The 22,898-nt window shown below is 68.0% G+C and carries 25 protein-coding genes, 1 tRNA gene and 1 pseudogene; 12 read left to right on the plus strand and 15 right to left on the minus strand.

What is annotated here, in order from left to right:
- The first annotated feature begins 313 nt into the window (after nt 1-313).
- From M6G65_RS01305 to M6G65_RS01315, 3 genes are all read left to right on the plus strand, one after another.
- Entirely contained in the window at nt 314-1,882 is a 1,569-nt protein-coding gene (locus M6G65_RS01305; protein ID WP_250103472.1) for a 2-isopropylmalate synthase, read from the plus strand.
- Between the two features lie 99 nt (nt 1,883-1,981).
- Nucleotides 1,982-2,057: transfer RNA gene (locus M6G65_RS01310), tRNA-Lys, on the plus strand.
- Nucleotides 2,058-2,258: 201 nt separating this feature from the next.
- Nucleotides 2,259-2,396, plus strand: a complete 138-nt coding sequence (locus M6G65_RS01315) for a hypothetical protein (protein ID WP_238198565.1) — start codon at nt 2,259-2,261, stop codon at nt 2,394-2,396.
- 10 nt (nt 2,397-2,406) lie between these two features.
- Here the strand turns inward: M6G65_RS01315 and M6G65_RS01320 are convergent, their stop codons facing one another.
- Complete coding sequence (locus tag M6G65_RS01320) at nt 2,407-2,574, minus strand: hypothetical protein (protein ID WP_238198563.1); 168 nt, start codon at nt 2,572-2,574, stop codon at nt 2,407-2,409.
- Nucleotides 2,575-2,676: 102 nt separating this feature from the next.
- On the opposite strand from M6G65_RS01320, the gene M6G65_RS01325 reads away from it, so the two are divergent.
- Nucleotides 2,677-2,949, plus strand: coding sequence for a hypothetical protein (locus tag M6G65_RS01325; RefSeq protein WP_238198561.1), 273 nt, complete (start codon nt 2,677-2,679; stop codon nt 2,947-2,949).
- 229 nt (nt 2,950-3,178) lie between these two features.
- Here the strand turns inward: M6G65_RS01325 and M6G65_RS01330 are convergent, their stop codons facing one another.
- The 4 genes from M6G65_RS01330 to M6G65_RS01345 all read right to left on the minus strand — a co-directional run bounded on the left by M6G65_RS01330 (nt 3,179) and on the right by M6G65_RS01345 (nt 8,867).
- The gene (locus tag M6G65_RS01330; protein WP_238198559.1) at nt 3,179-3,727 is read right to left on the minus strand and encodes a PaaI family thioesterase; all 549 of its coding nucleotides are present in this window, start codon (nt 3,725-3,727) and stop codon (nt 3,179-3,181) included.
- Between the two features lie 184 nt (nt 3,728-3,911).
- Nucleotides 3,912-4,451: a TetR family transcriptional regulator gene (locus M6G65_RS01335; RefSeq protein WP_250104328.1), complete on the minus strand. Its 540-nt coding sequence runs from the start codon at nt 4,449-4,451 to the stop codon at nt 3,912-3,914.
- A 220-nt stretch (nt 4,452-4,671) separates the two neighbouring features.
- Entirely contained in the window at nt 4,672-7,785 is a 3,114-nt protein-coding gene (locus tag M6G65_RS01340; protein WP_250103473.1) for an efflux RND transporter permease subunit, read from the minus strand.
- On the minus strand, nt 7,782-8,867 hold the full coding sequence (locus tag M6G65_RS01345) for an efflux RND transporter periplasmic adaptor subunit (protein ID WP_238198553.1): 1,086 nt from the start codon (nt 8,865-8,867) through the stop codon (nt 7,782-7,784). The genes M6G65_RS01340 and M6G65_RS01345 overlap by 4 nt, the downstream gene beginning before the upstream one ends.
- A 367-nt stretch (nt 8,868-9,234) precedes the next feature.
- Here M6G65_RS01345 and M6G65_RS01350 point away from each other — a divergent pair.
- A pseudogene (locus M6G65_RS01350) lies at nt 9,235-10,921 on the plus strand (methyl-accepting chemotaxis protein).
- A 301-nt stretch (nt 10,922-11,222) separates the two neighbouring features.
- Nucleotides 11,223-11,414, plus strand: a complete 192-nt coding sequence (locus M6G65_RS01355) for a hypothetical protein (RefSeq protein WP_250103474.1) — start codon at nt 11,223-11,225, stop codon at nt 11,412-11,414.
- A 366-nt stretch (nt 11,415-11,780) separates the two neighbouring features.
- On the opposite strand, the gene M6G65_RS01360 is transcribed toward M6G65_RS01355, so the two are convergent.
- Nucleotides 11,781-11,939, minus strand: a complete 159-nt coding sequence (locus M6G65_RS01360) for a hypothetical protein (RefSeq protein ID WP_192707131.1) — start codon at nt 11,937-11,939, stop codon at nt 11,781-11,783.
- A 168-nt stretch (nt 11,940-12,107) separates the two neighbouring features.
- Nucleotides 12,108-12,359, minus strand: a complete 252-nt coding sequence (locus tag M6G65_RS01365) for a hypothetical protein (RefSeq protein ID WP_192707132.1) — start codon at nt 12,357-12,359, stop codon at nt 12,108-12,110.
- A 122-nt stretch (nt 12,360-12,481) separates the two neighbouring features.
- Here M6G65_RS01365 and M6G65_RS01370 point away from each other — a divergent pair, with 122 nt between their 5' ends.
- Nucleotides 12,482-12,925: a DMT family transporter gene (locus M6G65_RS01370; RefSeq protein WP_238198354.1), complete on the plus strand. Its 444-nt coding sequence runs from the start codon at nt 12,482-12,484 to the stop codon at nt 12,923-12,925.
- 21 nt (nt 12,926-12,946) lie between these two features.
- Here M6G65_RS01370 and M6G65_RS01375 read toward each other — a convergent pair whose 3' ends face one another.
- The 5 genes from M6G65_RS01375 to M6G65_RS01395 form a co-directional block, all read right to left on the minus strand.
- On the minus strand, nt 12,947-13,153 hold the full coding sequence (locus M6G65_RS01375) for a hypothetical protein (RefSeq protein WP_238198352.1): 207 nt from the start codon (nt 13,151-13,153) through the stop codon (nt 12,947-12,949).
- 21 nt (nt 13,154-13,174) lie between these two features.
- Complete coding sequence (locus M6G65_RS01380) at nt 13,175-14,515, minus strand: PQQ-dependent sugar dehydrogenase (RefSeq protein WP_238198350.1); 1,341 nt, start codon at nt 14,513-14,515, stop codon at nt 13,175-13,177.
- A complete protein-coding gene (locus M6G65_RS01385) occupies nt 14,512-14,916 on the minus strand; it encodes a DUF2231 domain-containing protein (RefSeq protein WP_238198364.1) in 405 nt (134 codons plus the stop codon). Before M6G65_RS01385 ends, M6G65_RS01380 begins: the two co-directional genes overlap by 4 nt.
- 634 nt (nt 14,917-15,550) lie before the next feature.
- Nucleotides 15,551-15,778: a hypothetical protein gene (locus M6G65_RS01390; RefSeq protein WP_238198348.1), complete on the minus strand. Its 228-nt coding sequence runs from the start codon at nt 15,776-15,778 to the stop codon at nt 15,551-15,553.
- A 236-nt stretch (nt 15,779-16,014) separates the two neighbouring features.
- The gene (locus M6G65_RS01395; protein WP_238198346.1) at nt 16,015-16,581 is read right to left on the minus strand and encodes a DoxX family protein; all 567 of its coding nucleotides are present in this window, start codon (nt 16,579-16,581) and stop codon (nt 16,015-16,017) included.
- 205 nt (nt 16,582-16,786) lie between these two features.
- Here M6G65_RS01395 and M6G65_RS01400 point away from each other — a divergent pair, with 205 nt between their 5' ends.
- Nucleotides 16,787-17,788 carry an alpha/beta hydrolase fold domain-containing protein gene (locus tag M6G65_RS01400; RefSeq protein ID WP_238198344.1) on the plus strand — a complete coding sequence of 334 codons (1,002 nt, stop codon included), beginning with the start codon at nt 16,787-16,789 and terminating at the stop codon, nt 17,786-17,788.
- Between the two features lie 27 nt (nt 17,789-17,815).
- Here the strand turns inward: M6G65_RS01400 and M6G65_RS01405 are convergent, their stop codons facing one another.
- Nucleotides 17,816-18,310 (minus strand): HD domain-containing protein, encoded by a 495-nt coding sequence (locus M6G65_RS01405; protein ID WP_238198342.1) that lies wholly within the window; start codon nt 18,308-18,310, stop codon nt 17,816-17,818.
- 279 nt (nt 18,311-18,589) lie between these two features.
- On the opposite strand from M6G65_RS01405, the gene M6G65_RS01410 reads away from it, so the two are divergent.
- On the plus strand, nt 18,590-18,838 hold the full coding sequence (locus M6G65_RS01410; protein WP_238198341.1) for a hypothetical protein: 249 nt from the start codon (nt 18,590-18,592) through the stop codon (nt 18,836-18,838).
- Between the two features lie 93 nt (nt 18,839-18,931).
- Here the strand turns inward: M6G65_RS01410 and M6G65_RS01415 are convergent, their stop codons facing one another.
- On the minus strand, nt 18,932-19,330 hold the full coding sequence (locus M6G65_RS01415) for a PRC-barrel domain-containing protein (protein WP_192707139.1): 399 nt from the start codon (nt 19,328-19,330) through the stop codon (nt 18,932-18,934).
- Between the two features lie 264 nt (nt 19,331-19,594).
- Between M6G65_RS01415 and M6G65_RS01420 the strand changes: the two genes are divergently transcribed.
- Complete coding sequence (locus M6G65_RS01420) at nt 19,595-20,488, plus strand: DMT family transporter (RefSeq protein ID WP_238198339.1); 894 nt, start codon at nt 19,595-19,597, stop codon at nt 20,486-20,488.
- A 25-nt stretch (nt 20,489-20,513) separates the two neighbouring features.
- On the opposite strand, the gene M6G65_RS01425 is transcribed toward M6G65_RS01420, so the two are convergent.
- A complete protein-coding gene (locus M6G65_RS01425) occupies nt 20,514-21,437 on the minus strand; it encodes a hypothetical protein (RefSeq protein ID WP_238198336.1) in 924 nt (307 codons plus the stop codon).
- Nucleotides 21,438-21,635: 198 nt separating this feature from the next.
- Between M6G65_RS01425 and M6G65_RS01430 the strand changes: the two genes are divergently transcribed.
- Together M6G65_RS01430 and M6G65_RS01435 are read left to right on the plus strand one after the other, a co-directional pair.
- Nucleotides 21,636-22,199 (plus strand): nitroreductase family protein, encoded by a 564-nt coding sequence (locus tag M6G65_RS01430; protein ID WP_238198334.1) that lies wholly within the window; start codon nt 21,636-21,638, stop codon nt 22,197-22,199.
- A gap of 11 nt (nt 22,200-22,210) precedes the next feature.
- On the plus strand, nt 22,211-22,840 hold the full coding sequence (locus tag M6G65_RS01435) for a flavin reductase family protein (RefSeq protein WP_238198332.1): 630 nt from the start codon (nt 22,211-22,213) through the stop codon (nt 22,838-22,840).
- The last annotated feature ends 58 nt before the right edge of the window (nt 22,841-22,898 follow it).

The raw sequence follows: 22,898 nt of genomic DNA on the forward strand, positions 1-22,898 counted from the left end.
GTGTTCCGGCGGCTCCGGAGATACCTACGGGCTGCACCGCGCCGTGAGAGCTTCCCGCGTGGGCCGCTGATAGGAGAGACGAGCCTTGGCCAGAGCCGGCTCAGCGCCCGAGACCGCCCGCGCCGCAGCGACGGCGCCGCGGTCGCGCGCGCGCCGCGCCGGGCTTGCTCTTCCGCTTCTGCTTACCCGCCCCTGAGGGCCGTCCGGGCGCGCGCCTGGGCCTTCAGGGGAGATCTTCCATTCGCGAATCCGCCCCTTCGGGCACCACGCCGCACCGCGCCGAGAGCCGGGCGGCCCGCGACAGGGTAATGCTATGACTTCGACCACCAGCACCACTTCGGCCCGCGACCGCATCGTGATCTTCGACACGACGCTGCGCGACGGCGAGCAGTGCCCCGGCGCCACCATGACCTTCGGCGAGAAGTTGGCGGTGGCCGAACTCCTCGACACGATGGGCGTCGACATCATCGAGGCCGGCTTCCCGATCGCCTCGATCGGCGATTTCGAGGCGGTGTCGGAGATTGCCCGGCGCACGAAGCGCGCGACCATCGCGGGCCTCGCCCGCGCGATCCCCGCCGATATCGCCCGGGCCGGCGAGGCCGTGCGCCACGCCAAGCGCGCGCGGATCCACACCTTCGTGTCGACGTCGCCGATCCACCTCGCGCATCAGATGCGCAAGAGCCAGGACGAGGTCGCCGAGATCATCCTGAAGACCGTGGCGCAGGCCCGCGACCTCGTCGAGGACGTGGAATGGTCGGCCATGGATGCGACGCGCACGCCGATCGACTACCTGTGCCGCTGCGTCGAGGCGGCGATCAAGGCTGGCGCCACGACGATCAACCTGCCCGACACGGTGGGCTACGCCACGCCCACCGAGTACCGCGACATGTTCGCGAATGTCCGCGAGCGCGTGCCGAACGCCGACAAGGCCGTTTTCTCGGTCCACTGCCACAACGATCTCGGCCTCGCGATCGCCAACTCCCTGGCGGGCATTGAGGGCGGCGCCCGGCAGGTGGAGTGCACGATCAACGGCATTGGCGAGCGGGCCGGCAACGCCGCGCTCGAGGAGATCGTGATGGCGCTGCGTACCCGCGCCGACGTGCTGCCCTACGAGACCGGCGTCGAGTCGGCGATGCTGACGCGCGCCTCGAAGCTCGTGAGCCACGCCACGAACTTCCCGGTTCAGTTCAACAAGGCGATCGTCGGCCGCAACGCCTTCGCGCACGAGAGCGGCATCCACCAGGACGGCATGCTCAAGAATTCCGAGACTTACGAGATCATGACTCCGGCCTCGGTCGGCCTGACCAAGACCTCTCTGGTGATGGGCAAGCACTCGGGCCGGGCAGCGTTCCGCTCGAAGCTGGAGGATCTCGGCCTGCACCTGTCCGATAACCAGTTCCAGGACGCATTCGAGCGGTTCAAGGCACTCGCCGATCGCAAGAAACACGTCTACGACGAGGACATCGAGGCGCTGGTCGGCGAGAACCTCGCCACGGCTCACGATCGGATCCGTCTCGTCTCCCTGTCGGTGATGGCCGGCACGCGGGGACCGCAGCGTGCGACCCTGCGCCTGGCCGACGAGACCGGCACGCGGATCGAGGAGGCCGAGGGCAACGGTCCGGTCGATGCCGTCTTCAACGCGATCACGGCCCTGGTGCCCCATCAGGCGCAACTGGAACTCTATCAGGTCCACGCTGTGACCGGCGGCACGGACGCGCAAGCCGAGGTCTCGGTCCGCCTGCGTGACGGCGACCGGAGCGTCACGGCCCGCGGCGCCGATCCGGACACGCTGGTCGCGTCCGCGAAGGCGTATCTCTCGGCGCTGAACAAGCTCGCGGCCCATGCCGTGCGCGTCCATGCACAGCATGCCGCCGCAGAATGAGAAAAAGCTGCCTTCGGGGGTGGACAGTCCCCGGCGGCGTTGGTATCAGCCCGCCACCCCAGCGGACTTGGTGGCCGCCGGGCGATCGCAACAGCGATCGGGCGCATAGCTCAGTTGGTAGAGCAGCTGACTCTTAATCAGCGGGTCCTAGGTTCGAACCCTAGTGCGCCCACCAAGACTTAGTCGCTGCGACGCCCCTTGACGGGGCAGTCTGAGCAGACACCCTTCACATCAGTGGTTTTAGGACGCTTCTACTGAAGCGTGGCGGTCTTCTGGCCATGGCCATGCTCTTGACCATCGGCGGGCTGCCCGAGGCCTTCGATCCGGAACCTCGCCCACTTTCGCGACATAGAAACGTCGGCGAGCGGAGGTTCTCATGCCGGAGATCGGGATCTCGCAGAATGACGACGGCCTCTGGACTGTATCCGTTCCGGGCTTGATCGTCACCGACCTGACAAAAGAGGCGGCTGAAGCGTTCGTGGCGGCCTACCGGCGGGTTGGCGTCGCGGGCTGAAGCGTCCGCGTCATCCCCGATCGTGCGGTTGCAGCCACGCGCTGCCGACAACGATCCGGACGTTCCGACGAAAACCCGCGATCTCTAGCCAGAGATCCGTGAACAACGGCGCGATGATGGCGGTTCGACGGGGGTTCTTGACCTCCAGGCCATCGACCGGGCAGGTGTGATCGGTCACCCCGGTGCTGGTCCAGCGGTCCCCCGTCAGCGTATTGTGCGCGTTCGGCGTGACCGTCGCGGCAGCGCCATCGTGGGACGGGTGTCTCGGGCAAGAACCGGAATGACTGCCACTGCTCTCGCCGTAATGATGGCCGGTGTTCTGGGGGCCTTCGGCACCATCGTGTTCGCGGTCGATTGGGTGCCGGGCTCGGTCGTCGGGTTGGCGAACCTGCCTAGCAAGCGCGTGATCGGTCTGTGGCTCTACAACGGCGTGCTGTGCCTCGCCCTGGCCGCTTGGCTTGTATGCACGTTCTTCTGCACCGTTGACGGTTACGATGATATTCCGGCCGTGCGCGACAGCTACTGCCGGCCACACGTCGCCACGCGTGCGTGACCACGACAGGTAGGACGCCGTGAGCCGACCGCATCTGATCAGGCCGACGATCGGCCTTCGGCACCCGTGCCAAGGCAGGCTGATACAGGCTTCTGGAAAGTCTGCGCCGTCGGAGATTTGTTTAGGCGCCGCGGGCAAAGTTGCAGACCGATCATCCGCAGCGCGCTCCTGAGCAGAACCGATTGACGACGCCAAGCGCGGCACCCGGGGCCGCGCGCGCGGCTGCCGATCAGCCGGCGAGAGCGGGCGCCACCGCCCCGGGCAGATCGAACAGGAGGCAGGTCGTGCTCGCGGTCGCGACGAGGCGGCCAGACGAGTCGCTGAGGCGACCTTCGGCCACGGCTTGGCGACGCCCGCCGTGGACGACCTGTCCGACCGCGGTCAGGACGCCGGACCTCGCGTTGGCCGCACGCAGGAAGTTCATCTTGAACTCGAGCGTCGTGTAGCCGCGGCCGACCGGCAGGGTGGAATGCACGGCACAGCCCATGACGCTGTCGAGGAGCGTGGCGAGGGAGCCACCGTGTACGGAGCCCGATGGGTTGAAGAGGTACTCCGCGGCCGGCATCCGCATGCTTGCCGTACCCGGATCAACCGACACGATTTCGATACCGAGCAATTGGATCGCGGGCGGAGGTGGGATTTCTCCGGCCAACAGCGAACGCAGGAAGTCGAGCCCCGCAACGTTGCGCCCCGCCGCAGCGATCACATGGGGATCAGCCCACTCGACGATTCTCCGCCGTGCAGAGGCAGGCGTCTTCGAAGGCGCTTCGTCGGTCATCGGTGGACCTCTTGGGATTGCCGGTGGAGCAGCCCGAGAAGACGCGACCTACGAGCGGCGGCGCCGATCCACAGGTTCGAATTTTCATGCCGTCCATAATCTATACAGGTGCAGCATACAAGCTCATTCGCACTATGCAGGCAGGGTCCCCGGACGATCCGCCTGACGCTCAAGCCCGCGCGTCTCAGGACGCCACGGAGGCCTGTGCCGCCTCCAGAAGCTCCTGCGCCAACGCCTCGTCGTTGACGGCTCGCGCGAGGACGACGGCGCCAACGAGCGTGGACATCGTCGCGAGAGAGCGTTGCCGACGCCGCTCCTTCGATGCCTTCGGCATCAAACCGGCGATGGTGGACGCCAGTCGCTCGACGCCTTGCGTGAACCGGTCCCGGACGAGGCTGCCCGAGAGCTCACGGGAAACGTCATTCGCGAGCGCCGCCAGCGGACATCCCTTTCCCGGCGTCCGGACATGGCCGAGAGAGAGGTAGTTCGCGACCAGGGTGTCCATGGCCCCCCGGTCTTCGGTGAGTGCCGCATCGAACGCCTCGGCCGCCAGAGCATCCTTGTTGGCGAACTGGCCGTAGAATCCGCCATGGGTCAGCCCGGCGGCGGCCATGATGTCCACCACCCCGATCCCGTGGAGACCGCGCTCACGGAAAAGGGCTGCGGCGACTTCGGCGACGCGCTGCCGGTTGATCCTGGCCTGTTCCTGCGAAACTCTCGGCATGGCCTGATCCCTCGGCGTTCCTGCCGCCAATATAGATGCGCGCTGTCATCTAAAGAAGGGGCATCCGATCACCTCCGGGCGGGAGCGGTTCTGCGTCGGCGACAGGCCGGCCTGCGCGAGGGGGCGAAGCGCAGGCCGGTCGCCGTACCGCGCGTTCACCGCGTGAGCGCGCGATCCTGGAACGCCGCGAGATCGCGGCGTGACCCATCTGCGTCGGCTCTCAGGCTCCGGCCCGATGCGGCATCGTCTCCGGCCCGGCCGGAGCCTCCTTCCCGCGCGGCTCGCGCACCACACGGAACCAGAGGGCGTAGAGCGCTGGCAGGAACAGCAGGGTCAGGAGCGTCCCGACGCCGACGCCGCCGATCAGCACGTAGGCCAGCGCGCCCCAGAACACCGAGTGGGTCAGCGGGATGAACGCCAGCATCGCGGCCGCGGCCGTCAGGATCACCGGACGCGCCCGCCGCACCGTCGACTCGACGATGGCCTCGTAATCCGACAACCCCGCCGCGCGGTCGTGATGGATCTGGTCCACCAGGATCAGGGTGTTGCGCATCAGGATGCCCGACAGCGCGATCAGGCCGAGGATCGCGTTGAAGCCGAAGGGCTGGTGGAAGGCGAGCAGCGTCGGGACGGCGCCGACGAGGCCGAGCGGCGCGGTCGCGAACACCATGAACATGGTGGTGAACGCGCGGACCTGCAGCATGATGACCGTCAGGGTCACGATCAGCATCAGCGGGAATACCGTCACCAGCGCCCTCATCGCCTTCTCGCTCTCCTCCACCGAGCCGGCCGTGTCGATGCGGTAACCCGGCGGCAGCTTCGCCTTGATCGCGGCGAGTTCGGGGACGATCTGCGCGTGAATGTCCGGCGGCTGCTTGCCGTCGATCACGTCGCCCTGCACGCGGATGTAGGTCTCGCGGTTGTAGCGCTTGAGGACCGCGTCCTCGTTGCGGCTCTCCAGGTGGGCGGCCTGGGAGAGGGGCACCTGCCGTCCGTCCTTCGTGCCGAGCGTGAGGTCGCCGATGTCGCCGAGGGAGCGACGTTCGGGGCCGGGGCTGCGCAGGAGCACGTCCACGGTGCGCAGATTCTCGCGGACCTGCGTCGCGGGCGTGCCGTTGAGGTAGCTCTGCAATTGCTGGCCGGCCTCCTTCGGCGTCAGGCCGATCAGGCGCAGACGCTCCTGGTCAAGGGCGAGGTGCAGACCCGGCGTCCGGTCGCCCCAATCGAGGTGGACGAGGCGCATGTTGGGATTGGCCATCATGACGTCACGCACCTCGGCGGCGATGCCGCGGATGACGTCGAGGTCGGGTCCGACGACCCGGAAGGCCACGGGGAAGCGGACCGGCGGCCCGAACACGATCTGCAGCACGCGCACCCGCGCCTCGGGAAAGCGCCCCTCATCGACGAGCTGGCGCATCTTCCCTCGCAGCACGTCGCGGGCCTGGGCATCGGCGGTCTGGACGACGATTTGCGCGAAGGCGGGATCGGGCAGTTCGGGATCGAAGGAGAGTACGAAGCGCGGCATCCCCTGGCCGATGTAGCTCGTGATCTCGCGCGCCTCGGGCAAGCTCCGAACGGCCGCCTCCACCTTCCGGACGCTGGCCTCGGTGGCGGCGAATGCCGACCCCGTCGGCAGCGTCACCTCGACGATCAGTTCGGACCGCTCGGAATTCGGGAAGAACTGCTTCTCGACCCTGCCCATGCCGACCACGGCCGCGGTAAACAACGCCACGGTGATGCCGGCCGCCATCCACTTGTGGTCGACCGACAGCCGCACGATTCGGCGGAGACGCTGATAATTCTTCGTCGCGTAGATCGCCTCGTGGCCGCCGGCGACGCGTTTGATGTCCGGCAGGAGCTTGACGCCGAGATACGGCGTGAAGGTCACGGCCACGATCCATGAGACGATCAGCGAGAAGGCCACCACCCAGAAGATGTTGCCGGCATATTCGCCCGCCGTGGAGGCGGCGAAGCCGACCGGTAGGAATCCCGCGATCGTGACGATCGTACCGGTCAGCATCGGCGCGGCGGTGGCGCTCCACGCGTAGGTCGCCGCGGAGATACGGTCGGCGCCTTCCTCCATGCGCACCACCATCATCTCGATGGCGATGATGGCGTCGTCGACGAGGAGGCCGAGCGAGATGATCAGGGCGCCGAGCGTGATGCGGTCGAAGTCACGGCCGGTGATCATCATCACCACGAACACGGCCGAGAGGGTCAGCGGCACCGCCAGCGCCACCACGATCCCGACCCGGAAGCCCAAAGCCACGAGGCTGACGAAGATCACGACCGAGAGCGCAGTGAAGAACTTCACCATGAACTCGTGAATGGCATCCGCGATCACCTTCGCCTGATCGGTGATCTTGATGAAGCTGATCCCGGTCGGGAGTTCGTGATGGATCGCGACCTCCGCGGCGTTCAACGCCTCGCCCAGGCTGAGGCCGTTGAAGCCCGGCTTCATGACGACACCCAGCATCAGGGCCGGCTCGCCGTCGTTGCGGATCGCGAAGGCTTTCGGATCCTCGTAGCCGCGCTTGACCTCGGCGATGTCGCCGAGCTTGAGGCTGCGGTCGCCCGCTGCCACCGGCAGATTGCGGATCGCGTCGAGACCGTCGATGGCGCCGTCGAGGCGCAGGTACACGCGCGGTCCGTCTGTCTCGATGAAGCCGGCCGGCGTCACGTCGTTCTGGTTCGCCAGCGCGGCCAGCAGTTGCTGCCCGGTGATGCCGAGCGTGGCCAAGCGCTGATAGGAGATTTCGGCGAAGATCTTCTGCGCCTGTTCACCGAGGATGTTGATCTTCTCGACGCCCGACACGCGCAGCAGCCGCTGGCGCAGGTCCTCCGCGCGGAGCACGAGGTGCCGGTGCGGCAGCCCTTGCGCCTGGAGCGCGTAGAGCGCGAAGTAGACGTCGGAGAACTCGTCGTTGAACAGCGGCCCCAACACGCCGCGCGGCAGGCTGGAGGCTTGGTCGGACAGCTTCTTGCGCGCCTGGTAGAACTCCGACGGGAGCTTCGCCGGCGGCATGCTGTCCTTGAAGAACAGCTTCATCAGCAGCAGGCCTGGACGAACCGTCGTCTCGACGCGGTCGTAGTAGACGAGTTCCTGCAGGCGCTTCTCCAGCGGGTCGGCGACCTGCCGCTGCATCTCGGCGGTGGTTGCCCCGGGCCAGGCGGCCGAGACCGCCATCGTCTTGACCGTGAAGGTCGGGTCCTCCGCCCGGCCGAGTTTCTCGAAGGCGAAGAACCCGGCCGCGGTGACCGCGAGCAGGAGGAACAGCGTGACGGCGCGTTCGCGAACCGCCAGGGCCGAGAGGTTGAAGCCGGAGGCGCTCATCGATCGACTCCGATGATGCGCACGGCCGCCTGCCGGACCTTCTGTCCGGCCTTGAGCAAGTGGGCGCCGAGCGCGACGATCTGGTCGCCCGGGTTCAGACCTGAGACGACCTCCGCGCTCTCCGCCGAGAGGCGCGCGACGGCGACCGGTTGCGCCGCGATGGTTTGCGTCTCGGCATCGTAGCGCCAGACGGCCGAGCCGCCGCCCTGGTCAAACAGGGCGCCGAGGGGGATCGACACCGACGTCGTCGGCGCGGCCTGAGCCGGCTCCAGCCGGAGGGTGACAGTTGCCCCGAGCGGCGCGGTCTCGCCGCCGCCCAGGAGAATGTAGCGGGCCCGGTAAGTGCGGGTCGCCGGGTCTGCCGTGGCCGACAATTCCCGGAGCTTTGCCGGATAGGTCGTCTCGCCCTCGGCGTAGAGCGTAGCCGACGCCGTACCCTGCGCGAGGCCGCGGCTCCCCTCGGGCAGGAACACCTCCGCCTCGCGGGCGCCGTCACGGGCGAGCTTGACGACCGTCTGACCGGCGGCAACGACTTGGCCGGGCTCGCTCGGCACCTCCATCACCACGCCGTCGGCATCGGCCTGGAGCTCCGAGTAGCCCGCTTGGTTGGCGATCTGGCTCGCCTGCGCCTCGGCGTTAGCGAATTGAGCAATGGCCGCATCCGCCGCGGCCTTGTTCTGGTCGTAGGTCTGCTTCGACGTCCAGCCGTCGCCGACGAGCTTCCGGCTGCGCTCCTCGTCGGCTTTGGCCTTGATCATCTGAGCGCGGGCCGCCTCGACCGAGGCGCGGGCTGCGTTGAACGCCAGGCTGAAGTCGGTCCGATCGAGGCGCATCAGCGGCTGCCCGAGACGCACGTGGTCGCCCGGATCCACGAGGCGCTCGAAGATCTTGCCGCCGACGCGGAAGCCGAGGTTGCTCTCGGTCCGGGCTCGGACGACGCCGGTGTAGCGCGCGACGACCCCTGCCGCAGGCGCGACCGCGATGGTCTGAACCAGGGGTGGCTCCGGCGGGACGGCGGTCTCGGCCGGCGAGCATGCCGCCAGGGCCAGGCCGGCGACCCCGATCATCCATCTCGCATCCATCGCCGTTCCCCGTCGCTGCCGCGTGATCCGAAAAATTATGATCGTCATTTATTATCGAGGGGTGACGTCGTCAACGGCTTCCGTGGCGCGGGCTGAAACATCGCGGGGAGACACGCGCGCGGTGCAAAACGTGCCGACGCCGCTCCGCCACGGACCAAATCTCAGCCGGCGACCCGGTACCGAACGGCACCAGGGCGCAGCGCGGTTCGGCTTGGGCACAATCCGACAATCCAGGCCGCGCGCGAGCCGTCGGCCGTTTAGAGCAGCGAGGCGATCGGCAGCATTGCTTATCGGTTGTTAAATGATCCCCCGTACTTGTGATCCAAGCGGCCACGGAATGCTTCTATTCGGCTGCTCAGAGGGCGTCGTGTCGCTACAAGCTGTCTCTATCCGCACCAAGCTGGTGATCGCCTTCTCGATCCTGACCGTCTTCGCGGTCGGCCTCGGGGTGCTTGGGCTGGTCAGTACGTACAAGCTGCGCGAGCAGGCGCTCCAGATCGAAGAGAATTGGCTGCCGAGCATCCGCATCCTGGGTGAGATCGACACGCTCACGTCCCGCAGCAGCGGCCTCCTGTTGCGGCACACGCAAGCCACCGACGCGGCACTCCTCGGGAGTATCGAGAAGGACATGGAAAGCTTCGACAAGAAGCTGTCCGACAAGATCGCCTCCTACCGGACGATGATCAGCTCCGCCGACGAGCGGACTCTATTCGAGACATTCGAGCGTGAATCCGAGACGTTCAAATCCGTTCGCAATGAGGTCGTTGATCTCTCGCGCGGCGGCCACAAGGCTGAGGCTTACCAGCTCTACGAGACGAAGGGCCTGATCCCGCGTCGCGCCGCGTCCAAGGCGCTGGAGAAGCTGATCGCGATCAACAACGAAGGCGCCAAGGACGCGCAGGCGCAGAGCAAGGCTGTCTACCAGGAGACTTGGACGGTCATCCTTGTCGCAATCGTACTCGCCCTCAGCCTCTCGATCCTTTCAGGCGTGGTGATCGTCCTCGGCGTCACCCGCGGCATCGCCTCGGTCGTGCGGCCGATGCAGGCCCTGATCGCCGGAGACCTGTCGGCGGAGATCCCGCATCGGGGCGCGAAGACCGAGATCGGGACGATCGCGACCGCGGTCCAGGTGTTCAAGGACGGTCTCATCCAGATGAAGTCCCTGGAGGCAGAGACCGCGCAGGCGCGGCTGGCCGCGGAAGAGCAGCGCAAGGCCGGGATGCGCGAGATGGCCGACCGGTTCGAGGCTGCGGTCGGCGGCATCGTCGGCGGTCTCGGCCTCGGCCACCGAGCTGCAGGCCACGGCGGGTGCGATGTCGGCGCTCGCCGGCCAGACCTCGGCCCAGTCCGGCACGGTCGCGGCCGCTGCGGAAGAGGCCGCCAGCAACGTCAACACGGTCGCGGCGGCGGCCGAGGAACTCGGCTCCTCCGTGCAGGAGATCGGCCGGCAGGTGCAGGGCTCGTCGGAGCTCGCCCGGGTCGCGGCAGCGGAAGCCGACCAGACCGGCGCGCTGGTGCAGGAGCTGAACATTGCGGTGGCCAAGATCGGCGACGTGGTCGGGCTGATCGCGTCGATTGCCGGCCAGACCAACCTGCTGGCGCTCAACGCCACCATCGAGGCGGCCCGCGCGGGTGCGGCGGGGCGGGGCTTCGCGGTGGTGGCCTCGGAGGTGAAGGCGCTGGCCGAGCAGACCGCGCGGGCGACCGGCGAGATCTCGGGGCAGATCGCGCGCATCCAGGGGGTGACGGGTCAGGCTGTGGGGGCGATCGGGGCGATCACGGGCCGGATCCGGGAGATCAACGGGGTGGCGGCGGGCATCGCGGCGGCGGTGGAGGAGCAGGGCGCGGCCACGCAGGAGATCGTGCGCAACGTCACGCAGGCGGCGGCCGGTACCGGCGCGGTGACCGGCACGATCGCGGGCGTGGCGGGCGCGGCGGAGGAGACCGGGGCGGCGGCCAGCCAGGTTCTGGGCGCGGCCTCCGAGCTGTCGCGCCAGTCCGAGCACCTCGCCGCCGAGGTCGATCGCTTCCTCGGCACCGTCCGCGCCGCCTGAGACTCTGATCGAAAGCGCACCCGGCCTATTCCAAGGGGTCGAGGAGGTCATCCGTGAACTGAGCCCGATCGCGCGGCGGTCGGTCTCAGCTTCGAGCCCCAGCTTTTGGTCACGCTCAAGACTCAGGTGGCGCGAGGCAAGATCGTCGCGCCCTTGGATCCATAACCACCTGCAATTTCAAGGTTTATTTTAGTCAGCCGCCTCATCGCCGCTTAACCTGACCTGTGTTCGACCCCTGGTCCTTTCGAAGTGAAAAGGCACAGTGGCGCCCGTTTCGTCCCGCACGCGTTCGGATACGGTGTTGCTCAAGGCTTTGGCGTTTCTCGCCGGACTCGGCTCGGCAGCCTGCGGCCTGATCGGCCTGCGCGAAATCCTGCTGCTCGTCTCGGGGCACGCAGCTGTCTCGGGCGACCGCATCGGACCTGCCGTCGCCTGCCTCGGTTTCAGCCTAAGCCTCGGGATTGTCTCCGCGCGGTTGCTGCGGAGCCGATGATCCGTGCACACGCTCAAGACACCGACGTCTCGGTGTGCCGGAGCACGCCGGCCCGCAAAGCTTGAGCTTACATCGGGGTCATGCCGCGAGGACAATCGCGGACCCGAAGGAGACTTCCCATGACCGTTCTCGCTCGCCTGACCCTGGCCGCCGCAGTCGCCGCGGCAACCGTCGCGGTGCTCGCCGGCACCTATGTCGAGGTCTTGGATCGCGCGCTGCCGATGCACTTCGTGTGACGATTGAAGATGCGCGCTCCACCGAAATCGGTTTCTGGCCGGACACGGGGGCACCCCAATGGGGCGTCCGATCCTCAGGCTCGGCCTACGGCTATGTCCGACGCCTCGCCGAAGACCAATGCCGGAGCGGTCAGCGCTTCTGCGGGCTCGGAGCGGATTGATCGGTCTGCGGCTCCATCTTGGTCGAGTCAGGCTTGGTCGGCGCGTTGTTCTGGGCCTGCTTGTCGTCGCACGCCGAAACGCCGAGACACAGAAGTGCGAGGACGACCACATATCGTTTGATGGGCATGACGCCTCCGAGGTGGTCAGGTTCGACGCGAGGACGCACTGCCACGCGTCCCAAAGGTTACGGATTCAGAGCGTTTGGCCCGGAATTCCGCTGACCGCGCTCCGCCCGGCCTGGGTCGAGCGGAGCGTCTCCCGGCTCACCGGAGCCTGAAGACGGTCGTTCATCGCGTCAGCGGCTTCCGGCGCCCGGCTTCGAGCCGGAACCGGCATCGTTCGCACCCGTGCTGTTCGTGGTCCCGGAGCGGCTCAGCGAGCCGCTCGACGGGCCGCTGCCGTTGGCGCCGGGCGTCGACCCGGAGCCGGCATCGTTCGGGCCCGTGCTGTTGGCCGTGCCGGATCGGCTCGTGCCCCCGCTTTCGGCTGCCAGGGCGGGCGCGGCGGCAACGCTGAGGCCGACCACGGCAAGCACAATGAACTTCATGGCGTGTCTCCCTGTATTGCCGACCGCTGATCGAGAAGCGTCGCAGTCGGTCTTCCTGGGAACACCGATTCAGGACGGCTGTTCCTGATGCGAGACCCGGGCGACAGAGACACGCTTCTCGCATGCCGATCCTTCTAGCCCTGGCCGCGATTGCGGCCGGCATCCTCAACACCGTCCAGACCGGCGCGAATGCGAGCCTCAACAAGGCACTCGACCAGCCGATCCTGGCGGCCTTGATCGTGGCGTTCACGAACGCCGTGATCTACCTCCTCGCCGCACCCTTCCTCGGGCTCGGCTGGCCGGGCGGGGCGCGCATCGCCGCTGTCCCCTGGTGGGCTTGGCTCGGCGGCGCGATGGGCGGCACCTACGTCCTGGCGATGATCCTGCTGGCCGACAGGCTCGGCGCAGCGATCTTCACCGGCCTGACCGTGACGGCCGCGATCGTCGCCTCCCTGGTCCTCGACCATTTCGGCTGGCTCGGCTTCGTGCAGCACACGGCGGGCCCCTGGCGTATGCTCGGCGGCCTGCTGATGATCGGCGGCGTCGCCCTCATCTCACTGACCTGACAGCTGCGCGGCCCGGTCGTTCTACGACGATGAATCCGGCTGTGGCGCTTCATCGGGCTTCGTCGGCGGATCCTGGGCCTGCGCGTCCGGCATCCGATAGCCGCGCTCCCAGGTCCAGTGCGCCTCCGATTCGGCGGGATAGGGATTTGCGGTGATCGGATCGCCGCGGTCCCGAGCGTGGCGGCCCTCGTCGCTGATCGCGGTCGGTGAGCGGGACGAGAGCGGCACGGTGGAATCCTGCCCGAGGCGTCAGCGGATGACCGGGTTCGGCCCGGCCTGAGATTGGGACTGGGCACCGGTGACGCGCCAGACGACGCCCCCCGCATCGTCCGCGATCAGCAGGCCGCCATGCGTGTCGACGGCGAGGCCAACCGGCCGACCGCGGGCTTGCCGGTCCGCGTTGACGAAGCCGGTGACCACATCCTGCGCCTTGCCGGCCGGCTTTCCGTTCTCGAACGGGATGTAGACGACCTTGTATCCGTTCAGCGGATCCCGATTCCAGCTACCGTGCTCGCCCACGAACGCGCCGCCCTGATAGGTCTGCGGCAGACCGGTCCCGGAATAGAAGGTCATCCCGAGCGGGGCCACGTGCGAGCTCAACGAGTAGTCGGGCATGATCGCAGCAGAGACCAGTTCCGGGCGCTGGGGCATCGCGCGGGGATCCACGTGGCTGCCCCAGTAGCTGTAGGGCCAGCCGTAGAAGCCGCCATCCTTCACCGAGGTCATATAGTCGGGCACGAGATCGGGCCCCAGCTCGTCCCGCTCGTTGACGACGCACCACAGCGCCTTCGTCTGCGGCTCGAAGGTCAGACCGTTCGGGTTGCGCAGGCCGGTCGCGTAGAGCCGGTGCGCGCCGGTCGCCCGGTCGATCTCCCAGATTGCCGCGCGGTCCTTCTCCTCGTCGAGCCCGTTCTCCGAGACGTTGCTGTTCGAGCCGACGCCGGCATAGAGCTTGCTCCCGTCCGGGCTCGCCGTCAGGCTTTTCGTCCAGTGATGGTTGATGTGCCCCGCCGGCAGCTCGGTGAGCTTGACGCCTGGCTCGGTGATCTGCGTCTCGCCCTCCTTGTAGGGGTAGCGCATCACGGCATCGGTGTCCGCGACGTACAGATCGTTGCCCACCAACGCCATACCGAAGGGTGAGTTTTGCTTATCGAGGAGCACGGAGCGCTGCTCCGCAACACCGTCGCCGTCGGCGTCGCGCAGGAGCGTGATCCGCTGCCCGGGCGTCTCGGCGGAATGGGATTTCCGCTCGAGCCAGCCCATGATGATCTCCTTGGGGCGATTGACGGGCGGATTCGGGCCGCCGCTTTCCGCCACCAGGATGTCACCGTTCGGAAGGACCAGAATCGAGCGCGGGTTCTTGAGACCCGTGGCGAGCGCCTTGACCTCCAGGCCGGCCGCCACCTGCGGTTTCTCGCCGTCCTTCCAGCCGATCGCGCTGGAGACGTGCATCGGCGGCAGCAGGTACTGGTGGAGCTCCGGAAGCGGCGGATTCGGTCCGATCTGCGTTTGCGGGTCGATCGGGTCGGGGCCGCAGGCGGAGAGCGGCAGCAGCACGCTCGCGGCGAGCACCCGTTGAAGGCGCGTCATGCCCGTTCTCCCGACTGGACGCCGACGCCGTAGCGATGGACCAGGGCCGCGCCGTTCCAGCCGGTCACCAGGAGGATGAGCACGACGAGCGCCGAGAGGATCAGTCCGGTCGGCACCACGGACGTGTAGGCGTCGCGGCTGTGCACGAAGATGTTGATGATGCTGAGCACGAGCGCGACGGCATTGCCGCCGGCATGGATCCAGGCGGGACGAAGCCTGCGAATGCCGCGATCACCGAAGAAGTCGATCAACCCCGCAACGACCGCCAGACCGGACACGATCGATCCGACACTCAGGAGCCAGGCGGAGAAGTTCGCCCATTGCATGTTGGCTGTGTACCAATAGGCGATGTCGGTCACCAACGTCCCGACGAAGCACACGACAGGGATGGGAACCAGCATGGCATGGATCGGATGATGCCCAATCCGGGCCGTCGATCGCGGATGTGTCTCGACCAAGCTGAATTCCTCGATACGCGAAGGCGTCGCGGGCAGATGATCTACCGTCCGGTCGGGCAAATGTTCCCGGCTGTCGACGGCGGTTCGGTCGGCTACTTTCGGCGCAGCCCGGTACGCCGCGACTGGGGCGGATCGCGACGCGTTGGCTCGGGATTTCAGTCCACCGGCGGCGGCCGCCCGACCGTCACGCTTGCGTCAGCGACGCGTCGAACAACTAGGATCCCGCGCGTTCGGCCGCGGTTGACCTTGGACCGAGGCTCGCGGGGAACACCCAATGCTGGATATGAAGCGTCACCACCCCGATTGTCTGGAGCAGCCCGCCACGGTGAGCCGCCTGAGGACCGGCGCGCTCACAGACGCCTCCGCAGACCCGACGCAATCTTGTGGCGCCACAACGCCACCGCGGTGGTCGACGCGGCGTCTTCTCACGATACCGGGGCTGTCTCAGAATCGCGTCGGAACGGCCTGAGCGGCCCACGCGGAGAACACCGGTGCGCGCAATCTGCCGACCACGCACGCCGCACCGCGTGCGCGCATGGTCGCTTTGGAATTTCGCGGCCGTACCGTCGGCCCGGGCTCAGTGAGACCGGTCGGTCCGGTCCGGTGCACGGCCGTGTGTGCTGTGCGTGTGATGGCTGTCCCGCTCGCCGCCGCCGCCGGAAACGTGGGATTTCGCGTCGCTGGTCGGAGAGCCTGGGGCCGGCCCGCGATGCTCTTCGGCCTGCGGCTTCGAGGCATCCTGATGGCTGCTGCCCGGGCCGCCGTGATGACGGTCCGCCGCCGGAGTCTTCTTCGATGTGCTCATTCGAATCCTGCTGCTGCGTGGTCGCGCGCCCGTCTCTGCGCTCTCCCGGCCTCGCGAAGCCTGCACCGCAGGCGGCAGAGTCCAGGCCCGGCTTCGCGGTAAGGACATCGTCCAGATCACGATGGGCAGGCCCAGACGCCGTCGCGTCGGACGCGTCCTAAGCCAACCGGACGGTCCACTTCAGGGTTCCTGACCGAGAGCCGCCCCGCCGAACCAGGCCGGCGAACGCGACGGCTTCAGTTCGGTCCCATCGACGGGATGTCGGGGCGTTCGTCACGCGCTGCCCGGGCGGCAGGATCGGATGGCGAACGCCCCAGCGCGCGCGTCAGGAATCGGCCTGCCGATAGGGGCCCGGACCCGCCGAGGACCAGCGATGCCAATCCTGCAAGGTAGAGAAGATCGGTCTCGAAGCCGGGCGGTCCGAACTGCGCTCCGGCGGGCGTAATCGCCTGCAGCTTGATCGAGCTGAAGCCGAACTGCCAGTGGACCGTGAACATCGCCGTGAGAAGCACGGTCGCCATCGGCAGGCTGGCCAGAGGCACGAGCGCACCGATCAGGACACAGAAACCTCCAACGATCTCCACGGCGATCGTCAGGACACCCATCAGGTACGGGAGCGGGACGCCCATGGCGTGCAGGATTGATGGGAAGGCATCCAATCCCCGGGCCGCCTTGGCAAGCCCATGCTCGAGGAAGCCGTATCCGACGATCAGGCGGATCGGCAGCGGCGCCCACCGCGCGAGCGCGGGCCAGTGGCCGCCCGAATCCTGCCAAGCGCGGCCGATCCATCCGTCCGTGACCATCGTGAGCGTCTCCGGTTGCCAGAGGCGCGACGCAGCACACGCGCTTGGGCGCCCTGGGTCCTCTTGGTTCGCCCGGTTCGGCAGGACGGTTTCACGCGCCGGCTGCGGGCTGCGCCATCGCCGCACGATTCGTCGAGACCGACCGGGAACGCCTGCGGACGGTCTCCATTGAACCGCTCGAGTTTCGCAGAACAGGACGGATGGCGTGGCGAAGAATGCGGAACGAGCGGCCTGGGCGGCTGTGGCGACCGGGATTGTCTCTCTTGGACTGTTTGGCTGGTCGCGCACCTCCGGCGTCAGTGTCCGAGCCCGGCTGATCAACGATGTCGTGCTGCCGTTGAGCGGCATGAAGCGCAGGGCACGCGACGGTCACGACCTGCGCCGTCAGATCGCGCTTCACCGGCGCGTGGAACCCGCGCGTCCCTCGGCCCGCCTGCGCCGCAAGTTCGCCATCGACACGTTCATGGTCGATGGGGTCGAGGTCTTCGAGGTTCGGCCACGCGTCGGCGGGTCCGATGCCACGATCCTGTACTTGCACGGCGGCGCCTGGGTCTTCGACGTGCTCGCACCGCATTGGTGGATCGTCGAGGCTCTCATCGACCGCGTCGGCGCGCGAGTCGTCGTGCCGCGCTACCCGCTCGCTCCCGAGAGCACGTGGCGCGACACGTATGCCTTTCTCGATCGGCTGCTCGACTCGCATCTCATCACCGAGCGTGAGCGCCTGATCATCGCGGGCGATTCCGCGGGCGGTTGCCTGTCGGTGGGAATGGCCCAACGGTTGAGGGCACGGGGCGGCGCCCTGCCGGCGGGACTGCTGCTGTTCTCGCCCGCGCTGGATCTGACCTTCTCGGATCCGCGCGTTCTCGCCATCGAACCCCATGATCCGATGCTCGCAGTGCCGGGCTGCAGGGCGGCGGGGCGTCTGTGGGCCGCCGGTACGCCGCTGGACGATCCGCGGGTCAGCCCGCTCTACGGTCCGCTCGATGACCTGCCGCCGGTGGCGATCTTCACGGGGACGCGCGATCTCCTTCATCCGGACGCTACGCGGTTGCACGAACGTCTGGCGCGTTCACGGACATCCGTCGCGCTGCACAGCTATAAAGACCTGTGCCACGTGTTCGTCGCCTCGCCGATCCCGGAAGCGGCCCGCGCGCTCGACCAGGCCGGGCTCTTCATCCGCGACTGCCTATCGTTGGATCGGGCCTGACCGGCTGCTGGCGGCACTGCCGCTCGGCTAGCGTCCCGTATAGCCCGCCGCCGTCGCAGCCTCTTTGAGACGCGCGAAGGCGGTTGCGTAGCGCTCGCGCAGGAAGGTGGCATTCGGCGGGATGCGGGACGGGCAAAGGTTGTCCTCGGTGTCCGACATCTTCACCAGGATCGCGGCGAAATCGCCGGCCTCGATCAGGCTGGCGATTCGCTCGGAATAGGCGACACGGGCCTGCGGCTTGGTGAGGATCAGCACGGTCCGGATCACATCCGGGCCGAATCCGGCGGCCCGAAGGTCGGCGGGCGTGCGCGGCGTGTCCTCCAGCACATCATGCAGCAGCGCAGCCTGCATCACTCGCATCGGGTCGATGTCCAATCCGTCGACCAGGCGGGCGTGGCCGGCACGGGCAAGGGCGGCATTCGCGACGCGTTCGAGGTGCCGCATGCAGGGTTCGCCGCCCTTATCAAGCTGGCCCGCATGCGCGGTGAGGGCAAAGGTATGAGCATCGAAGATCGTCGGCACGCTCCCCTCCACGGGATGCGCCAGCAATTCCGGCGTCGCTTCGGTTCCGGAGGAGAAAAGTCATCTCTGCAGGCCGGCGTTCCCGTAAGGTTGCGGGCACCTGCGGATGCGGTGCCTTCTGTCACTCGGGGACCGGCGGCATACCGCATTTCGAGGATGCCGGGTCATGGCGATCCGTCAGAACTTATTATCGGTGCCACTATTGCCCAAGTCGCAAAACATCGCCATCTCTTGTCTTAAGTACGGACAAGCGGCGAATCGCAGTCCAGGATTAAGCCAATGGCGTCCGTTACAGTAGAGAAGCCGCTCGATGTCGGTGGGCCGATCAGCCGTCGGGCCGCCGCGCTGGCCAACGTGAAGTGGTTCCGCGCCCTCGCGTCGCGGGCCCTGCGCGAGGGTGGCCCGCAGGCCGAACTCCGCGCCGCGAACGCGCGAGCGGCCGCCCGAATCATCATGCGGCAAGCCAAGCGGGACGCCATCGTCGCCCGTATGACGCGGGCGGCGCTGGAGGCACAGATCCAGGCGTGACCGGTCTGGCTGCCGCGGCGCCCTGACGGCATCCTGGCGATGGCCGGGCGCGGCGTCGACCCGCTCCCGGCTCTGGATTAGCGTGTCCGCGGATCAGCGCTTGAACTTGCCGTCGTACTTGAACTCGGGGGCGGACTTCAGCTGGTCCTTGCTGGCCCCGATGATGGCCTTCCACTTCTTGGCATCGGCGTCGTAGCCGAGTGCGATCGAGGCAGGCGAGACCGCCACATAGCGCTCGCCCATTCCGAGGAAGCCGCCGACCGAGACGATGTAGCCGGTGAGCTTCTCGTGATCGATCACGAGGTCCTTGATCTCGCCGACAGTGTTGTTCTGCGCGTCCGTGACGGTGAGCCCGATCAGGTTGTAGCTCAGCACGGCATCCTGCGGGACGGTCTCGAACTTCGGCGCGACCGTCGGAGGCGCCTCGTTGGCGGCAAGAGCCGGTCCGGCCAGGGCGGCGACTGCAAGGGTAGCGAGGACGAGGCGGCGCATGGCGATCTCCAGTTCCCGGAATGGGTGGCTGGAAAGCCGGGAGCCCGCGCGATCGTTCCAATTCCTACCCGAAATGTTAATGCCCGGAACATGGAACCTCTGCACGCCTGATGGGCAGCGGCAAATCGGTTCGTGATCCCATCCCAGATCCGTCAACCGTATTGATCGAAAGCCCGGACAGATCGGCCGCACGGCGCACCATCGTCCCTGGCTGGCGCACGCGGGCCGGGGCATGCCGCTCGCAGGTTTGGAGGCGGGAGAGCGATGGTGGCCGAGAGTTCGGGCGCGACTTTGTCCGCGGCAGGCAGTCCGGGCGCTTGGATCGACGGCCTGATCGGCGTCTCCATCTTCAGCGCGTCGCTCGTGGCCACGCGCCTCGCCCTGACCGGCATGGACGCGTTGTTCCTTAGCGCGGCCCGGGCGGCTTTGGCGGGGCTTGCCGGAGCGAGTGCCCTGCTCGCCTTCCGGCAGAAGCGGCCGGCACGCCGTGATGTCCCGTCGCTCGTCATCGTGGCCTGCGGTGTCGTGGTCGGCTTTCCGCTGCTGACCGCGCTGGCTCTGCGGACCGTCGGCGCCGCGCACGGAACGGTCTTCGTCGGCCTGCTGCCGCTCGCCACCGCGCTTTTCGGCGCCCTCCGTTCGGGCGAGCGCCCGTCGCTCGCGTTCTGGCTGCTGTCGCTGGTCGGCGCGCTGATCACGGTGGGCTTCGCGGCGCGCGGGCTCGACGGCCCGCCAGGCCCCGGCGACAGCCTCATGCTCGCCGCGGTCCTGGTCTGCGGCCTCGGCTACGCGGAAGGCGGGGTCCTGGCGCGCCGCCTTGGCGGCTGGCAGGTGATCGCCTGGGCGACCGTGCTGTCGCTGCCGTTGAGCCTGCCGCTGGCGCTGGTCCTGAGCCCGGCCGACCCGGCCGCGATCCCGATGCCGGCCTGGGTCGGCCTCGCCTACGTGGCGCTGTTCAGCATGCTCATCGGTTTCGTGTTCTGGTACCGGGCCTTGGCGCGGGGCGGCATCGCGACCATCGGTCAGCTCCAGCTGCTCCAGCCCTTCCTCGGGCTCGGCATCGCGGCCCTCGTGCTCGGCGAGCGCATCGAGCCCGCGATGATCGGCGCCGCGATCGCGGTCGCGTCCTGCGTCGCGCTGGCGCGGCGCCTGGCCTGAGGCATCGGCCGGCCGTCTGGCGCCCTCAACCCGACTTGGCCACGACCTCGATGTCGCGGTCGAGACCGCTCTCGACCTTGAACTCGCGCGTGTAGACCTGCCCGTCGTGGCGGGCGATCAACACGTAGTCGCCCTCGGCCAGCGTCACCTGCGGGAAGGCGCCGATGGCCTCGCGGATCGTGTCGCCGCCGGGCGTCAGGACCGAGAAGGCGGTTCCGGCGAACGCCTCCGCGCCGGCTGCGGCCACGAGCTTGAGGGTCACGGTGGCGGCCCGGTGGTTCAGGGTCGCCTCCGTCACCTTGCCGTTCTCGACCCGAAGATCCGCGCGCTGGATCGCGTTCGATTCCCCGTAGGTAGACACCACGTGATAGGTGCCCTCGGGCAGGCGGAGCAGCTCGCCGGTCTTGATTCCGGAGCGCACGAGGCGGCCCTCCGAATTGGTACCCACCGGCACGAAGACCGAGAACAGGACCTGCGCCGGCGGGATCTTCTGGTCGCCGACGGCGCCCGACAGCTTCAGTGCGCCGGCCGCGACGCGCAGCGTCTCGGTGGTGGGTTGCCCTCCCATCACGATGCGCTTCGAAGCGCTGGCGAAGCCGTAGGTCACGGTCGCCACGTAGGTGCCGGGGGCGAGGGTGAAATGCGGCTCCGCCTCACCTGAGCGGGCGATGATCGACGGCTTGGTGCCGTCGCCGCGATCCTCGTAGACGCGCCACGCGAGCCCCTGCCGAAGCGGGGTCCCGGGACCCGACAGCAGCGCGGACAGCGAGAGCTGCGCGTCCGGCTCGGCGGATGGAAGGGCAGGGGGTAGGTTCGGGGTCGTGATCGAAGGCGAGGGCAGGGGCCCGCCGAGGCGATCCTGGAACAGGTCCTGCTGCGCGGCCGCGGGAACGGTCAGGGGCAGCGTGACGAGCATGGCCAACGCCGTCGCGGCAAGCCTCACGCACATCGCTCGGATCCTCATCGACCTTTCCTGTGGCTCGGCCGACGGGCCGCACCGCAGATCCGTCCGAAAGCCCGGGAGCTCGGTCGGCGGATCATCCATCACTGCCTCTGCATCCGGACCGTGGCGACGGCAAGGCCGCTCTTCCACCGGCGGCTCGCGCATGCCACATCCCGATCGGGACCCGACACCGGGACGGAGCGCATGACCGCCACCCTCGACCTCCTGAAGACCCGCCGCTCCGTGCCGCCGCCGCTGTTGGACGGCCCCGGTCCGGACCGCACGCAGCTGGAGACGATCCTGAGTGCGGCCTCGCGGGTGCCGGACCACGGCAAGCTGGCGCCCTGGCGCTTCATCGTGATCGCCGGCGAGGCCCGTGAGCGACTCGGCGAGATCATCGCCCAGACCTACGCGGCGGACAATCCGGAGGCGGCGCCCGATCGTCTCGCACAGGAGCGCAGCCGCCTGACGCACGCGCCGCTGGCGATCGCCGTCGTGTCGCGGGCGGGACCGCACGTGAAGATCCCCGAATGGGAACAGGTCCTCTCCGCGGGGGCCGCCACCATGAACCTTGTCATCGCCGCGAACGCCGCCGGCTTCGCCACCTCCTGGTTGACTGAGTGGTTCGCCTACGACCGCCGCGTGCTCGATGCGCTGGGCCTAGCGCCGACCGAGAAGCTCGCCGGGTTCGTGCATATCGGCCGGGCCCGCGAAGTGCCGTCCGATCGACCGCGGCCGGCGCTCGCCGACATCGTCACGTATCTCTGAGGGGCTTGGCCGTGCACTACGATCTTGAGGCCCCGCGCGACGCGCGCGCGCTGCCACACAATCCGCTCAAGGCCATCGTGGCACCGCGGCCGATCGGCTGGATCAGCGCCATGAATCGCGCCGGTCAGCTCAACCTCGCGCCGTACTCATTCTTCAACGCCGTGGCCGACAACATGGTCGCGTTCTCGTCCTCGGGCCGCAAGGACGCGATGACTTTCGCCGAGGACGGCGCCGAATTCGTCTGCAGCCTCGCGACCTGGGACCTGCGCGACGGGATGAACGATTCCTCCGCGCCGCTGCCGCGCGGCCAGAGCGAATTCGCCTTCGCCAACCTCGAGACCGCGCCCTCGCAGAAGGTGCGTCCGCCCCGGGTGGCGGCCTCGCCGGCGGCGTTGGAATGCCGATGGCTCCAGACCGTGCCGCTCGTTCCGCTCGGGGGCGGGGAGCCGGACAACTTTCTCGTCATCGGCCAAGTCGTGTCGATCTATGTCGACGAACGCTACGTGAAGGACGGCATGGTCGATACCGCGGCCATGCATCCGATCATGCGCGGCGGCTATTTCGACTACTTCCACGCCACCGCAGACACGCGGTTCCAGATGCGCCGGCCGAAGGGCGCGGGCGAGTTCGCCGGGTCCTGAAAGGAGAATCTGTCCGTCAGGGTGGATTGAGGACTTATTTACCATACGGAGCGCAGGT

Source organism: Methylobacterium tardum, from assembly GCF_023546765.1.
Taxonomy (GTDB): Bacteria; Pseudomonadota; Alphaproteobacteria; order Rhizobiales; family Beijerinckiaceae; genus Methylobacterium; species Methylobacterium tardum.

What these genes read in the sequence shown, in the direction of transcription:
- M6G65_RS01415 (WP_192707139.1), bottom strand. Translation starts at nt 19,330, where the DNA reads ATGCGCCGCCTCGTCCTCGCTACCCTTGCAGTCGCCGCCCTGGCCGGA.
- M6G65_RS01395 (WP_238198346.1), bottom strand. Translation starts at nt 16,581, where the DNA reads ATGGTCACGGACGGATGGATCGGCCGCGCTTGGCAGGATTCGGGCGGC.
- M6G65_RS01385 (WP_238198364.1), bottom strand. Translation starts at nt 14,916, where the DNA reads ATGCTGGTTCCCATCCCTGTCGTGTGCTTCGTCGGGACGTTGGTGACC.
- M6G65_RS01425 (WP_238198336.1), bottom strand. Translation starts at nt 21,437, where the DNA reads ATGTGCGTGAGGCTTGCCGCGACGGCGTTGGCCATGCTCGTCACGCTG.
- M6G65_RS01345 (WP_238198553.1), bottom strand. Translation starts at nt 8,867, where the DNA reads ATGGATGCGAGATGGATGATCGGGGTCGCCGGCCTGGCCCTGGCGGCA.
- M6G65_RS01380 (WP_238198350.1), bottom strand. Translation starts at nt 14,515, where the DNA reads ATGACGCGCCTTCAACGGGTGCTCGCCGCGAGCGTGCTGCTGCCGCTC.
- M6G65_RS01360 (WP_192707131.1), bottom strand. Translation starts at nt 11,939, where the DNA reads ATGCCCATCAAACGATATGTGGTCGTCCTCGCACTTCTGTGTCTCGGC.
- M6G65_RS01335 (WP_250104328.1), bottom strand. Translation starts at nt 4,451, where the DNA reads ATGCCGAGAGTTTCGCAGGAACAGGCCAGGATCAACCGGCAGCGCGTC.
- M6G65_RS01420 (WP_238198339.1), top strand. Translation starts at nt 19,595, where the DNA reads ATGGTGGCCGAGAGTTCGGGCGCGACTTTGTCCGCGGCAGGCAGTCCG.
- M6G65_RS01390 (WP_238198348.1), bottom strand. Translation starts at nt 15,778, where the DNA reads ATGAGCACATCGAAGAAGACTCCGGCGGCGGACCGTCATCACGGCGGC.
- M6G65_RS01340 (WP_250103473.1), bottom strand. Translation starts at nt 7,785, where the DNA reads ATGAGCGCCTCCGGCTTCAACCTCTCGGCCCTGGCGGTTCGCGAACGC.
- M6G65_RS01330 (WP_238198559.1), bottom strand. Translation starts at nt 3,727, where the DNA reads ATGACCGACGAAGCGCCTTCGAAGACGCCTGCCTCTGCACGGCGGAGA.
- M6G65_RS01305 (WP_250103472.1), top strand. Translation starts at nt 314, where the DNA reads ATGACTTCGACCACCAGCACCACTTCGGCCCGCGACCGCATCGTGATC.
- M6G65_RS01410 (WP_238198341.1), top strand. Translation starts at nt 18,590, where the DNA reads ATGGCGTCCGTTACAGTAGAGAAGCCGCTCGATGTCGGTGGGCCGATC.
- M6G65_RS01370 (WP_238198354.1), top strand. Translation starts at nt 12,482, where the DNA reads ATGCCGATCCTTCTAGCCCTGGCCGCGATTGCGGCCGGCATCCTCAAC.
- M6G65_RS01325 (WP_238198561.1), top strand. Translation starts at nt 2,677, where the DNA reads ATGACTGCCACTGCTCTCGCCGTAATGATGGCCGGTGTTCTGGGGGCC.
- M6G65_RS01365 (WP_192707132.1), bottom strand. Translation starts at nt 12,359, where the DNA reads ATGAAGTTCATTGTGCTTGCCGTGGTCGGCCTCAGCGTTGCCGCCGCG.
- M6G65_RS01430 (WP_238198334.1), top strand. Translation starts at nt 21,636, where the DNA reads ATGACCGCCACCCTCGACCTCCTGAAGACCCGCCGCTCCGTGCCGCCG.
- M6G65_RS01315 (WP_238198565.1), top strand. Translation starts at nt 2,259, where the DNA reads ATGCCGGAGATCGGGATCTCGCAGAATGACGACGGCCTCTGGACTGTA.